At 39.0% G+C, this 13,145-nt stretch carries 13 protein-coding genes, 1 tRNA gene, 1 other RNA gene and 1 other annotated feature; of the genes, 14 read left to right on the forward strand and 1 reads right to left on the reverse strand.

Features of this window, described 5'->3' with window-relative positions:
• Positions 1-209: hypothetical protein (locus SAZ04_RS20765; RefSeq protein ID WP_332699114.1), on the forward strand; the 209-nt coding region annotated here is incomplete at its 5' end.
• 385 nt (positions 210-594) lie between these two features.
• Here SAZ04_RS20765 and SAZ04_RS20770 read toward each other — a convergent pair.
• Positions 595-1,554: a YaaC family protein gene (locus SAZ04_RS20770; protein ID WP_332699116.1), complete on the reverse strand. Its 960-nt coding sequence runs from the start codon at positions 1,552-1,554 to the stop codon at positions 595-597.
• Between the two features lie 131 nt (positions 1,555-1,685).
• Between SAZ04_RS20770 and guaB the strand changes: the two genes are divergently transcribed.
• The 13 genes from guaB (at position 1,686) to SAZ04_RS20835 (ending at position 12,774) form a co-directional block, all read left to right on the forward strand.
• The gene (gene guaB / locus SAZ04_RS20775) at positions 1,686-3,143 is read left to right on the forward strand and encodes an IMP dehydrogenase (RefSeq protein WP_332699119.1); all 1,458 of its coding nucleotides are present in this window, start codon (positions 1,686-1,688) and stop codon (positions 3,141-3,143) included.
• Between the two features lie 222 nt (positions 3,144-3,365).
• Positions 3,366-4,688, forward strand: coding sequence for a D-alanyl-D-alanine carboxypeptidase family protein (locus SAZ04_RS20780; RefSeq protein ID WP_431309041.1), 1,323 nt, complete (start codon positions 3,366-3,368; stop codon positions 4,686-4,688).
• Positions 4,689-5,012: 324 nt separating this feature from the next.
• On the forward strand, positions 5,013-5,897 hold the full coding sequence (gene pdxS, locus SAZ04_RS20785) for a pyridoxal 5'-phosphate synthase lyase subunit PdxS (protein WP_332699125.1): 885 nt from the start codon (positions 5,013-5,015) through the stop codon (positions 5,895-5,897).
• 33 nt (positions 5,898-5,930) lie between these two features.
• Entirely contained in the window at positions 5,931-6,509 is a 579-nt protein-coding gene (pdxT, locus tag SAZ04_RS20790; RefSeq protein WP_332699128.1) for a pyridoxal 5'-phosphate synthase glutaminase subunit PdxT, read from the forward strand.
• 2 nt (positions 6,510-6,511) lie between these two features.
• Positions 6,512-6,729 (forward strand) — a binding site (T-box leader).
• A gap of 122 nt (positions 6,730-6,851) precedes the next feature.
• Complete coding sequence (serS, locus tag SAZ04_RS20795) at positions 6,852-8,132, forward strand: serine--tRNA ligase (protein WP_332699131.1); 1,281 nt, start codon at positions 6,852-6,854, stop codon at positions 8,130-8,132.
• Positions 8,133-8,272: 140 nt separating this feature from the next.
• Positions 8,273-8,365 (forward strand) — tRNA-Ser (locus SAZ04_RS20800).
• 168 nt (positions 8,366-8,533) lie between these two features.
• Positions 8,534-9,010 (forward strand): tRNA adenosine(34) deaminase TadA, encoded by a 477-nt coding sequence (tadA, locus tag SAZ04_RS20805; protein ID WP_332699134.1) that lies wholly within the window; start codon positions 8,534-8,536, stop codon positions 9,008-9,010.
• Positions 9,011-9,107: 97 nt separating this feature from the next.
• Positions 9,108-9,373: signal recognition particle sRNA large type (gene ffs, locus SAZ04_RS20810), an RNA gene on the forward strand.
• 127 nt (positions 9,374-9,500) lie between these two features.
• Complete coding sequence (dnaX, locus tag SAZ04_RS20815; protein ID WP_332699137.1) at positions 9,501-11,201, forward strand: DNA polymerase III subunit gamma/tau; 1,701 nt, start codon at positions 9,501-9,503, stop codon at positions 11,199-11,201.
• Positions 11,202-11,215: 14 nt separating this feature from the next.
• Entirely contained in the window at positions 11,216-11,527 is a 312-nt protein-coding gene (locus tag SAZ04_RS20820) for a YbaB/EbfC family nucleoid-associated protein (protein ID WP_332699139.1), read from the forward strand.
• 11 nt (positions 11,528-11,538) lie between these two features.
• Positions 11,539-12,135: a recombination mediator RecR gene (gene recR, locus SAZ04_RS20825; RefSeq protein ID WP_332699142.1), complete on the forward strand. Its 597-nt coding sequence runs from the start codon at positions 11,539-11,541 to the stop codon at positions 12,133-12,135.
• An 83-nt stretch (positions 12,136-12,218) separates the two neighbouring features.
• Positions 12,219-12,443 carry a YaaL family protein gene (locus SAZ04_RS20830; protein ID WP_332699146.1) on the forward strand — a complete coding sequence of 75 codons (225 nt, stop codon included), beginning with the start codon at positions 12,219-12,221 and terminating at the stop codon, positions 12,441-12,443.
• A gap of 64 nt (positions 12,444-12,507) precedes the next feature.
• Positions 12,508-12,774 (forward strand): pro-sigmaK processing inhibitor BofA family protein, encoded by a 267-nt coding sequence (locus tag SAZ04_RS20835; protein WP_431309040.1) that lies wholly within the window; start codon positions 12,508-12,510, stop codon positions 12,772-12,774.
• Positions 12,775-13,145: the final 371 nt, after the last annotated feature.

The raw sequence follows: 13,145 nt of genomic DNA on the forward strand, positions 1-13,145 counted from the left end.
TTAAGCTCTTTTGCGCCGATGGTAGTTGGGGGCTTCCCCCTGCAAGAGTAGGACGTTGCCAGGCAGATAAAAGACAATCCATTTGGATTGTCTTTTTTTTGCCTATTATCTCTATTTCAGCGCAATTGATAGTTGGAATGTTGGTAGTACTTTTGCAAGAATTGTCTTTGTTCTTTTTTATACAATTTGTTGTACTCTATACACCCTAGATAAGCATCATAAACTGCAAAACAACAAATTGAAGGTAAAAACAGTAAGGGTTTCGTTTAACTAAATAATTAAGAGCATATCCAGGCATTTTAAAAGGGACAAGTGGTGCATTTTCAAACTCTGCTAGTAGGTAATGTTTATTTAAATCAACGCATTGCCGATAACTGTCCCATATCGTAATGATGTAAATTGAATGTACAGAAGAAATATTTTGGTATTTAAGACTTCCTTCGCCATATTCAGGTAGGTGAGGTTTGTGAAGTATACAGGGAGAGGCACCTTACCGAAGTTATTCCGTAAAAGAGAGAGGTGAGAAACTGCACCTATGTACAGGAGCAGTTTCCAAGGAAGACACAATTAAATCGGACAGCAAATATGGCTCTGTTATTCAGTTAAATAACTAGAAATAATGAGAGGGATTTTTTGTTCAGCAATCGTTAAGTAATGAGAAATAAAGGGGAAATCGACTCCATCAAACGTGTGAATGAGGTCTCCCCACCATTCAGCTTCATATCTACAGATCATACTTAAGTTATAAAGCAGTAGAAAGTGAGTTGCTAGTTCAGGTAACTTGTAAGAGCTTATCGTTTCTTTGTCTTTAAGAAGATGAATATCCCCGTCATAATTAAATAGCCAAGGTGTTGATTTCCATAAAGAGAGAGAAAAGGGGAGATTGATTGCTAATTGACCATTTTGCTCAGACACTTTGAAACGACCTGAAGTAATTCCAACTGTATTTGATTCTAAATATTGCTCAAACCGATTTGCTGTCATATGGTATGAATCAAGAACTTTAGAGGAAATGTCAATTTGATTCTGAACTATGTTACCTTTATAAGAAATTTGTTCTTTATTAATTTGTGAAAATAATGGATGCATATCTGCAATATGACGTAAAAGTGTCAGCATTTGATATTTTTCGCCTTCTTGATGTTTCACATGAAACATTTTGTCTAAAAAGTGCGAGAAAAGACCGTTTTTCTGAATTTTGACTTCATCGTCTAGAAAACGATAAGTTGATTTTTTTCTTTTACGGGTCGTTACTCCATGGGCCAGTACTTGTGAATTTTCAGGATAGTTAGGGTCTGTTGTTAAAATACATGCTTTTAATAACTGTACATACCCATAAAATAGCAAAATGGGTTTTAACTCAAAAGGCACGATAGAAGCATGTTTAAAATAAAGTTGCCCATGTTGTAGATGATACATAAACGAAGAACAAACTTGATAGCTCTTCGTTTTTGACTGTGCTAATTGATTTGTTTCATATCTATCTGTTAAAAATTTTCTCGAGTAAGTAGCTGAATAAAATGGGATAAATAAATCGCTTTGTAACAAATTCATCCTAAACCTCCTTTCGTCTGTATATTCAAAAAAGTCTCACATTATATCGATTCTTGACAGTAGTTTGCCCAATTGATAAGCTACTAATAATATTTTCACGAACTTATTAAAAAATGGGGAGGCAGAATTTAATGTGGGAAACTAAATTTCAAAAGGAAGGTCTTACCTTTGATGACGTGCTACTTGTACCAGGAAAGTCAGAAATATTGCCGCGTGATGTTTCTGTAAAAACGAAATTAAGTGAAAACTTACAATTAAACATTCCAGTTATTAGTGCAGGAATGGATACTGTTACAGAAGCAAAAATGGCAATTGCGATTGCGCGTGAAGGTGGACTTGGAATCGTTCATAAAAATATGTCAATTGAACAGCAAGCTGAACAAGTTGACCTTGTGAAACGGTCTGAAAGTGGTGTTATTACGAATCCATTTTATTTAACAGCAGATCGTCAAGTATTTGATGCTGAACACCTCATGGGCAAATATCGTATTTCAGGTGTGCCGATTGTAGATGAGGGCCAGAAGCTTGTTGGAATTCTCACAAATCGCGATTTACGCTTTATCGAAGATTATTCGATTAAAATTGATGAAGTGATGACAAAAGAGAATCTAGTAACTGCACCAGTTGGTACTACATTAAATGATGCTGAAAAAATTCTTCAACAATATAAAATTGAAAAGCTTCCTTTAGTCGATGATGAAGGTGTATTAAAAGGGCTCATTACGATTAAAGACATTGAAAAAGTGATTGAATTCCCTAATTCAGCTAAAGACTCACAAGGAAGGCTTGTAGTAGGGGCAGCAATTGGCGTTTCTGCTGATGCTGACGTTAGACTAGCCGCATTGGTTGAAGCCGGTATAGATGCCATTGTGATCGATACAGCTCATGGTCATTCTAAGGGAGTTTTAGATAAAGTTCGTGAAGTTCGCTCTACTTATCCTGATTTAACAATTATCGCAGGAAATGTCGCAACTGCTCATGCTACTCGCGATTTAATTGAAGCTGGTGTAGATGTTGTGAAGGTAGGGATTGGACCTGGTTCGATTTGTACGACACGTATTGTAGCAGGAATAGGTGTTCCTCAAGTAACAGCTGTTTATGACTGTGCAACAGAAGCTAAGAAGCACGGCGTTCCTATTATCGCTGATGGAGGAATTAAATATTCAGGTGATATCGTTAAAGCACTAGCTGCGGGTGGACATGCTGTTATGTTAGGAAGTTTACTTGCTGGTGTTTCTGAAAGTCCTGGAGAAAGAGAAATTTATCAAGGACGTCAATTTAAAGTATACAGAGGTATGGGTTCTTTAGGTGCAATGGAAAAAGGAAGTAAAGACCGCTACTTCCAAGAAAACGCACAAAAATTAGTCCCTGAAGGAATCGAAGGCCGTATCCCTTATAAAGGACCATTACACGATACGATTCACCAACTAATTGGAGGGATTCGTGCAGGAATGGGCTATTGCGGAACGCCGACGTTAGATGATTTAAGAGAAAATGGTCAGTTTATTCGCATTACCGGTGCTGGATTACGTGAAAGTCATCCACATGATGTACAAATTACGAAAGAAGCACCAAATTATTCATTGTAAGAGGATGATGAAACAGGAATGCTAAGGTGAGAAAATCGCTCATAGCGTGTTAAAAAAATATCAGCGGGTATTCTCCAAAAAGGTAAGAACGACCTTTTTGAACAGTCTCGTTAATAAATTATGGAAAATAGATAGGGACTTCTCTATCTATTTTTTTTTTATTAGTTGTGATAAAATAACCTCTATGTGAAAAGGTGTGGAGGGATTAGAGTGGATCATCGAATGTATAAAAAGTGGCTTTCAATCATGCTTGCGGTGGTGATAGTCGCAACTGCAATACAACCAATCAAAACAAGTGCTGCTTTTGATTTAGAGGCTGAATCTGCTATTTTAGTAGATGCAAAAACGGGGAAGATTTTATTTCAGAAGAATATCGATGCTATTCTTCCAACTGCAAGTATGACAAAAATGATGAGTGAATACCTTATCCTTGAAGCAATAAATGCAGGGAAAATTTCTTGGGATCAAGAAGTCACTATAAGTGACTTTGTGAGGACTCTTTCGTTACAAACTGCATTATCGAATGTTCCTTTGCGACAAGATGCAACGTATTCAGTAGAACAATTGTACCAATCTGTTGCGATTTATTCAGCAAATGCTTCTACGATTGCTCTCGCTGAATTAATTGCTGGATCAGAGACTCAATTTGTGAAGATGATGAATGATAAGGGTGCAGAGTTAGGATTAGAAGAATATGAATTTGTTAATTCAACAGGGTTAAATAATTCAGATCTTCAAGGAAATCATCCTGATGGTACTGGTGAAAATGCAGAAAATATGATGTCTGCACGTGCAACTGCAAAGCTTGCCTTTCATTTAATAAATGACTACCCTGAAGTACTAGAAACAGCAAGTATCCCAACAATGGTATTTGAAGCAGGCCCAGAGGAACTAATCGAAATGCGTAACTGGAACTGGATGCTATCAGGAATTGAGCCGCAACATAATTATGAAGGAGTCGATGGTTTAAAGACTGGGTATACTTCAGCTGCAGGGAATGCTTTTACGGGCACCGCAGAACGTAATGGCATGCGATTTATCTCAGTTGTTATGCGAACAGGCACTCGAGATGATCGTTTTAATGAAACGAAAAAATTACTAGATCATGGCTTTACTAACTTCACACATATGGAGCTTGTAGACGCTGGTTTTGTACCTGAGGGATTCGAACATATTCAGGTTGCTGCAGGTAAAGAAAGAGAAGTTGGAATCTCTAGCGTAGAGGCACTTTCAACGGTTATGCGCAATGGAGAAGAAAAATTATATACAACAGAACTTAGCCTTAACGAAAGTCAATTAAATGAAAACGGTGAATTAGTAGCACCATTTGAAGCGGGCACTGAGGTCGGAACACTTTCTCTTGTCTATAATGGCGATGAAGATGAGGAATTTTTATATACATCACAACGTGCAGAAGTTCCTGTTGTTACGGACGTTGAAGTTGAAAAAGCTGGTTGGTTTTCAATGATGATGCGTGCCATCGGAGGGTTCTTCTCAAGTATCTGGAATGGTGTAGCTGATACGGTTAAAGGCTGGTTTTCTTAAAAGGTAAGAAAGATTAAAGGAGTGTTCTCCTGTTATCACCAATAGTTATATGATGTGAAAGAGGTTAAATGACAGGAAGTTAAGAAAAGCTAAGGATTCCACCGAATTATTATCTACTAGTGAAACGGAGTACAGGAATCAATTACCTGTCTACTTGAAATGAATTTGGCCGAGGCTAAGCTTTTCTAAAAGGGTCCTAATTTTGCTTAGGACCCTTTTCATGCTAAAATAATAACTGAAAATTTATGTGAAAGCACCCTTTTTAAGGTATACTATTAAAGGATGAGCATTCAACTAAGAAGAACGGTATAGGAGGATATACAAATGAGCCAAATAGGAACAGACAGAGTCAAAAGAGGGATGGCAGAAATGCAAAAAGGTGGCGTTATTATGGACGTCATTAATGCAGAACAAGCAAAAATTGCAGAGCAAGCTGGTGCAGTTGCAGTCATGGCGCTTGAGCGTGTACCTGCAGATATTCGTGCAGCGGGTGGAGTAGCGCGTATGGCTGACCCAACAATTGTTGAAGAGGTATTAAACGCCGTATCAGTTCCAGTTATGGCAAAAGCACGTATTGGCCACATTGTAGAAGCACGCATACTTGAAGCGATGGGTGTCGATTACATTGATGAAAGTGAAGTGTTAACACCTGCAGATGAAGTATTCCATTTGTACAAGCGTGATTTTACAGTACCATTTGTTTGCGGAGCTCGTGATTTAGGAGAAGCATCTCGTCGTATTGGTGAAGGGGCATCTATGATTCGTACAAAAGGTGAGCCTGGTACAGGAAATATCGTTGAGGCTGTTCGCCATATGCGTATGATCCAAGGACAAATCAACAAAGTGAAACAAATGTCTACAGATGAATTGATGACGGAAGCGAAAAACCTTGGTGCTTCTTTTGACCTACTACTACAAATTAAAGAGACGGGCAAATTACCTGTAGTTAACTTTGCAGCTGGTGGTGTAGCTACTCCTGCAGATGCTGCATTAATGATGCAGTTGGGTGCTGATGGAGTATTTGTTGGTTCTGGTATTTTTAAATCGGAGAACCCGGAGAAGTTTGCTCGTGCAATTGTAGAAGCAACGACTCACTTTGAAGATTATGCTTTAATTGCTGAACTTTCTAAAGGTCTTGGAACAGCGATGAAAGGGATTGAAATTTCGACTCTTAACCCAACAGAGCGCATGCAAGAGCGCGGCTGGTAAACTCTAGGTTGGATAAGGGAAAGGAAGCTTGTAATGGTTAAAATCGGGGTATTAGCATTACAAGGAGCTGTTAGAGAGCATGTAAAATGCTTAGAGGCTCCAAATACAGAAGTCGTTGTTGTGAAAAAGGTCGAACAACTAGCTTATATAGATGGGTTGGTTTTTCCTGGTGGAGAAAGTACAACGATGCGTCGTTTAATTGATTTGTATGGTTTCTTTGAACCGTTAAAAGAGTTTGCAACTTCAGGAAAGCCGATGTTTGGTACGTGTGCAGGCCTCATTCTGATGGCAAGCTCAATTGAGGGACAAGACACAGGTCATTTAGCAGTTATGAATATGAAAGTACAGCGCAATGCGTTTGGTCGGCAGCGTGAAAGCTTTGAAACGGACCTTCATGTAACGGGTGTAGGCGAAGATATTCGTGCTGTGTTTATTCGTGCTCCTCTTATTTTAGAAGTAGGAGAAGATGTTGAAGTCCTTTCAAAGTATGGAGATGAAATCGTAGCTGCAAGACAAGGAAATTTCCTTGCATGTTCGTTTCATCCAGAGCTAACAGATGATCATCGTTTCCATCAGTTTTTTGTTACAATTGTAGAAAATGCAAAAAAATAAAGTGTAATGCGTAGATAAGGATTAGTACATACATTGCTTTGTACAGAGAGCCGGTGTGCGGTGTGAACCGGTCAGAGCATGTATCGAATCCACCTTTGAGTAGAGGTATGAAATCTTCTCGGTAGCAACCGTTATTTGCTAAAGTGGTTTTAGATAGAAGGGAATAGCACCCTACTATCTATGCAACAAGGGTGGTATCGCGGGTGCTCTCGTCCCTTCTTCAATTTAGAAGGGGTGGGGGTTTTTTTATACTGTTTTCTATTTAGTTCTACCTGTAGCTAAGTTTTTCTAATTTCTTTATTATTTGGTAAAATAAAAAAGAGTAGATTAAGGAGGACAACGATGTTAGATATTAAACGTTTACGGAAAGATTTTGAACAAATAAAAAGTAGATTAGCGACAAGAGGAGAAGATATTTCTGGTCTTGAACGTTTTAGTGAATTAGATGAAAAAAGACGTGCGATTATTGTTAAGGTAGAAGAGCTCAAGAGCAGAAGAAACCAAGTGTCACAAGAGGTAGCTCAACTAAAGCGTGAAAAGCAAGATGCTGATCACCTCATTAAAGAAACAAAAGAAGTGTCTGAGAAGATTAAGTCACTTGATGAACAGTTACGAAATGTGGAAGAAGATTTAGAGGGCATTCTCTTAACAATCCCTAATGTACCACACGAGAGCGTTCCTGTTGGGGACACGGAAGATGATAATGTTGAAATTCGTACGTGGGGAGACGTTCGCTCATTTGAATTTGAATCGAAGGCACATTGGGATCTTGCAACTGACTTAGGAATCGTCGACTTTGAAAGAGCATCGAAAGTAACGGGGAGCCGTTTTGTCTTTTATAAAGGGCTAGGTGCGCGTTTAGAGCGTGCATTAATTAACTTTATGATGGACTTACATCATGATGAGCACGGATATGAAGAAGTTATTCCTCCGTTTATCGTAAATCGAGCAAGTATGACCGGTACTGGACAACTTCCAAAGTTTGAAGAAGATGCTTTTAAAATACAAGGTCAAGATTATTTTCTTATTCCTACTGCAGAAGTGCCAGTAACAAATCTGCATCGTGATGAGATTTTAACAGCAGAGCAATTGCCAATTGCCTACACAGCATATAGTGCAAATTTCCGTTCTGAGGCGGGGTCAGCAGGGCGTGATACACGCGGATTGATTCGTCAACATCAGTTTAACAAAGTGGAGTTAGTAAGGTTTGTGAAGCCGAAAGATTCTTATGAAGCTCTTGAGACATTAACAGGACACGCTGAGAAAGTGTTACAACTTTTGAACCTACCATATCGTGTGTTACGTATGTGCACAGCTGATCTAGGATTTACTGCAGCGAAAAAGTATGATATTGAAGTTTGGATTCCAAGTAACGATTCTTATCGAGAGATTTCTTCATGTAGTAACTTTGAAGACTTTCAAGCGCGTCGTGCAAATATAAAGTATCGTCCTGAACCAAAAGCGAAGCCAGAATTCGTTCATACGCTGAATGGATCAGGTCTTGCAGTCGGCCGTACAGTCGCAGCTATTCTAGAAAATTACCAAGAAGAAGATGGATCTGTTGTGATTCCTGAAGTGTTGCGTCCATATATGGGAAATACAGAAAAGATTACAGTTAAGTAAAGTAAAAAGCTGACTGCATCAATGTGCAGTCGGCTTTTTTGATACAGAAGTTTTGTCAATAAACATAGTGTGATAATTTTTTTGAAAAGTGCTTGTCATTGTATTTGTTCTTGTATATAATAGATCTTGTCAGCAAATACGGAGGAATACCCAAGTCTGGCTGAAGGGATCGGTCTTGAAAACCGACAGGCGGGTCAAACCGCGCGGGGGTTCGAATCCCTCTTCCTCCTCCATACATAAAATGCTACACTACTTGATAAGGTAGTGTTTTTTTATATGAAGATAAGGTAGAATGAAATTTGGATGAATGGGTTTTCAATGAGGTATGAAAGTTTATTATCATAAGAACTTGACCATAGAGCGGTCAAGTTCTTAACTGATTAACAGGAGTGCGATGTCATTTGAACCATGATGAGAAATGGATGGAACTCGCTTTGCTAGAGGCTGATAAAGCAGAAGCGATAGGAGAAGTTCCTATTGGTGCTATTATTGTTAAAGAGGGTGAAGTCGTCGCTGCAGCTCATAACCGCAGAGAAATTGATCAACAAGCATTAGCGCATGCTGAACTTACAGTCATACAAGAGGCTTGTTCAAAGTTAAATAATTGGCGGTTAACTGGTTGTACCTTATATGTTACATTGGAACCGTGCCCTATGTGTGCTGGGGCAATTGTTCAATCAAGAATTGATAAAGTTGTCTACGGTGCAACAGATCCAAAGGCTGGTTGTGCAGGAACATTGATGAATCTTTTGGAAGAATCACGTTTCAATCATCAAGCAGAAGTTGTTGGTGGCTGCCTTGAAGAAGCATGTGGATCGATTTTAACAACTTTTTTTCGTGAACTTCGAAAAAAGAAAAAGCTTAAACGATCAAATTAACTTAGTTTCCAGTTTGTTACGGTTGCATTTTAATCTCAAACGATCTATACTAGGTTATGCGTCGGTAGTGACGCACATGACTTTGTTAATCATTTTGCCGTGCTAGGTGGGGAGGTAGCGGTGCCCTGTACTCGCAATCCGCTGTAGCGAGGCTGAATCCCCTCTTTAGGTTTTGTCACCGCGAGGTCTGACCTAAGTAAGTGGTGTTGACGCTTGGGTTCCACGCAACGGAAACCCATGAACCCTGTCAGGTCCGGAAGGAAGCAGCAGTAAGTGGCCCCTTCCGTGTGCCGTGGAGTCGCCTGGGCCGAGCTAACTGCTTAGGTAACGCTCGTGGTGGCATTATCAACAGAGGGTGCACGGTATTAAATTTTTATAAAAAAGGCAATTACGTTCGCGTAGTTGCTTTTTTGTTTTGGTTATATACTTTTAAAATGTGGGTGCAATCGCTATAATGGTGTAGAGTGAAAAAAATAGAGGGGGAGTGGGTTTGGGTTATCAAGCGCTGTATCGTGTTTGGAGACCTCAACAGTTACAAGATGTTGTAGGGCAAGAACACATAACGAAAACTTTACAAAATGCATTACTCCAACAAAAATTATCCCACGCCTATTTATTCTCTGGTCCACGCGGTACGGGTAAAACAAGTGCTGCTAAAATTATTTCTAAGGCGATTAACTGTGAACAGGCGCCTGTTGCAGAACCGTGTAATGAGTGTTCAGCTTGTCTTGGGATTACTTCGGGAGCCATTGTTGATGTCATTGAAATTGATGCTGCTTCAAATAATGGTGTAGATGAAATTCGTGACATTCGTGATAAAGTAAAGTTTGCACCGAGTGAAGTACGCTATAAGGTGTATATTATTGATGAAGTACATATGTTATCGACAGGTGCGTTTAATGCTTTATTAAAGACACTAGAAGAACCACCGAGCCATGTGTTGTTTATTCTTGCGACGACAGAACCACATAAAATTCCGCTTACGATTATTTCTCGTTGTCAGCGTTTTGATTTTAAACGCATTACCAATCAGGCAATCGTCTCCCGTATGAAACATATTCTTAATCACGATGATGTGATGGCTGAAGAAGATGCGTTATTTATGATTGCTAGAGCTGCTGAAGGTGGTATGCGTGACGCTCTGAGTTTATTGGATCAAGCTATTTCTTTTTCGGAAGAGTCATTAACATTAGAAGATGTGTTGGTCGTAACCGGTGCCGTTTCTCAAAGTGCTTTAACGGAGGTTGTATCTTCTATTCAATCTGGGAATACGATAGATGCGTTGGAAACCCTTGAGCGATTATTACAAGATGGGAAAGATCCTATCCGGTTTGTTGAGGATTTAATCTATTATTTTCGAGACTTGCTCCTTTATAAAAACGCTCCACAGGCAGAGGGATTGTTAGAGAGAGCGAAAGTAGATGATTTTTTTAAAGAATTGACGGTGAACGTTGATTCAAACTGGTTGTATATAGCAATTGAATCGTTAAATGTCAGTCAACAAGAAATGAAATGGTCAGCTCATCCTAAGATTTTTCTTGAATTAGCATTGCTAAAATTAATGAATCAACGTGCAGGAGTATCTGATCATTCTTCTGTTCCTTCGGCTTCAATAAGTGAAGTGGAGCAACTTAAGAATTTAGTCCATACTCTTGAAAAGAAACTAGAAGATATTCAATCTGGAAACATCGCGATAACGTCAAAAGGCGAACCTCAAGCTCCTCTGCAACGTAGACCTAAAAAGGCGCCAGTTCAAGGCAGGGCGTCAACGGGGAAAGTGAAGGAGATCTTAAAAGAAGCAGATAAGAAGAACTTGCAAGTCGTTACATCTAGGTGGGGAGATGTAATGGAACGAACAAAAAGTCAAAGTGTACCGGCTCATGCTTGGTTAAGTGACTGCAAACCTGTTGCCTCTTCTTCTGCCACAGTCGTTCTGGCATTTCAAAATGAAATGCATCGTGATATGATGGATACAAAGTTTCGTGATGTACTAGAAAGTATTCTTCGTGAAAATTTATCTGGACAATCATCCTTTGTGACTCTTCTTCAATCTCAGTGGGAAAAAGTGAAAGAGGAATATGTCAGCGACCAACGAGGTTCTACTAAAGAAGAAGAAAATGATTCTCTAATAGAAGAAGCAGTGAAGTTGGTTGGTGAAGAATTAATTGAAATTACAGATGGACAAGAATAAGGAGGAATTATAAGATGAAAAACATGGGTAATATGATGAAGCAAATGCAAAAAATGCAAAAGCAAATGGCGAAAGCCCAAGAGGAATTAAAAGAAAAAACAGTAGAAGCAACAGCTGGTGGTGGCATGGTTACCGTTGTAGCGAGCGGCGATAAGCGTATTTTAGATGTGAAAATTTCAGAGGATGTAGTAGATCCTGACGATATTGAAATGTTGCAAGATCTTATTTTAGCAGCGACGAATGAAGCGTTAAAACAAGTGGATGAGCTTGTCGAAAATGACATGGGCAAATTCACAAAAGGAATGAATATTCCTGGAATGTTCTAGGAGGAGATCGTGTGCAGTATCCTGAACCGATAGCAAAATTAATTGAAGGATTTATGAAATTGCCAGGTATCGGACCGAAGACGGCTAGTCGCCTGGCTTTTTTTGTTTTAGATATGAAGGAAGATAACGTTCTTGATTTTGCAAAAGCGTTAGTCAATGCCAAGCGAAATTTAACGTATTGTTCGATCTGCCATAATATTACTGATTCCGACCCGTGTCGCATATGCGAAGATCAACATCGAGATAAATCATTAGTTTGTGTTGTCCAAGAAGCGAGAGATGTGATTGCTATGGAGAAAATGAAAGAGTACCGTGGAGATTATCACGTGTTACATGGTGCGATTTCGCCGATGGATGGGATTGGACCAGAAGATATTAAAATACCCGAGCTTTTAAAGCGACTGCAGGATGATACGATTCAAGAGGTCATTATCGCAACAAACCCTAATATTGAAGGCGAAGCAACAGCGATGTATATTTCAAGACTTGTAAAACCAACGGGAATAAAAGTGACTCGCATTGCGCACGGTCTCCCTGTTGGAGGAGATTTAGAGTACGCTGATGAAGTGACATTATCTAGGGCTATTGAAGGGCGAAGAGAGTTATAGAGTTTCTGCAAAAAAGGGTGATTTCCCCCTTTTTGTACAATTATGTAGCCGCTTGAGGTTAATTACACTATAAGGTGGAGTGTGTGTTGTTTGGAAAAAAACAAAAACTTCGCAAGATGGAGAATGCTCGGTTATTTCAACATCTTGAAGAACAAAAACAGAAACTTGATAGTGGAAAGCAACTTATTGAAAGAAGCATAGATCCTTCCGAAGAAGTCATATACCACATGAAAGTAACGGAAGTCATTTATTCATTTCTGTTACGAGAAGCAAGAGAGCGTCGGGCGAGTAAGGACGAACTGCGTTAAGCAGTTTGTTCTTTTTTTGTTTATTTAGCATAAGTTAAGAAAAAGACAAGCTTCCTGAGGTGATATGATGGATCCGGTTATTTTAATTTCGATACTGGTTGGTTTAGTTGTTGTGTTATTGGTTGTTGGTGCTCCTTTGAAGCCAGTTCGTTTTTTAGGAAATATTGCAGTTAAACTGGTGATTGGTGCACTAATGTTGTTCTTTGTTAATGCGTTTGGGTCTTTTATTGATTTCCATATTCCTATTAATGGTGTAACTGCAGCCGTTTCAGGTATCTTAGGAGTACCTGGTGTTGTACTGTTAATTGTAGTTAAGCAATTTATTATTTAAGAGTTTGTTCAAAAAGGGGCGATTTTTCCCTTTATGAACAAACTCGTAGCTACCGCGCGGCGAACGGAGCCATGCAACAAAGTTCCATCAAAATGATTAAGGGTCTGAGCTGGAAGGCAGTTCAGACCCTTAAACTATGGTTAGAAGTTACTTTATATAATATTTTCTAAAAAACAGTTGTAATTATTAGTTTGGCATGGTATATTATTTCTTGTCGCCAAGACGACGTGAAAGAAATATTAAAAATACATTGACAAACTTATTACGATTTGATATGATGTAAAAGTTGCTGTTAAGCGACAATGTAGTTCTTTGAAAACTGAACAAAAGCCAAGCGAAATAGAGATACATGTTATCTCGTCAACTTTTAG

The organism is Halalkalibacter lacteus, assembly GCF_036663595.1.
GTDB classification, from domain to species: domain Bacteria; phylum Bacillota; class Bacilli; order Bacillales; family Bacillaceae_D; genus Halalkalibacter; species Halalkalibacter lacteus.

Coding starts and splice junctions, on each gene's coding strand:
- SAZ04_RS20820 (WP_332699139.1), top strand. CDS start 11,216: ATGAAAAACATGGGTAATATGATGAAGCAAATGCAAAAAATGCAAAAG.
- SAZ04_RS20780 (WP_431309041.1), top strand. CDS start 3,366: ATGTATAAAAAGTGGCTTTCAATCATGCTTGCGGTGGTGATAGTCGCA.
- SAZ04_RS20835 (WP_431309040.1), top strand. CDS start 12,508: ATGATGGATCCGGTTATTTTAATTTCGATACTGGTTGGTTTAGTTGTT.
- serS (WP_332699131.1), top strand. CDS start 6,852: ATGTTAGATATTAAACGTTTACGGAAAGATTTTGAACAAATAAAAAGT.
- pdxT (WP_332699128.1), top strand. CDS start 5,931: ATGGTTAAAATCGGGGTATTAGCATTACAAGGAGCTGTTAGAGAGCAT.
- guaB (WP_332699119.1), top strand. CDS start 1,686: ATGTGGGAAACTAAATTTCAAAAGGAAGGTCTTACCTTTGATGACGTG.
- pdxS (WP_332699125.1), top strand. CDS start 5,013: ATGAGCCAAATAGGAACAGACAGAGTCAAAAGAGGGATGGCAGAAATG.
- SAZ04_RS20770 (WP_332699116.1), bottom strand. CDS start 1,554: ATGAATTTGTTACAAAGCGATTTATTTATCCCATTTTATTCAGCTACT.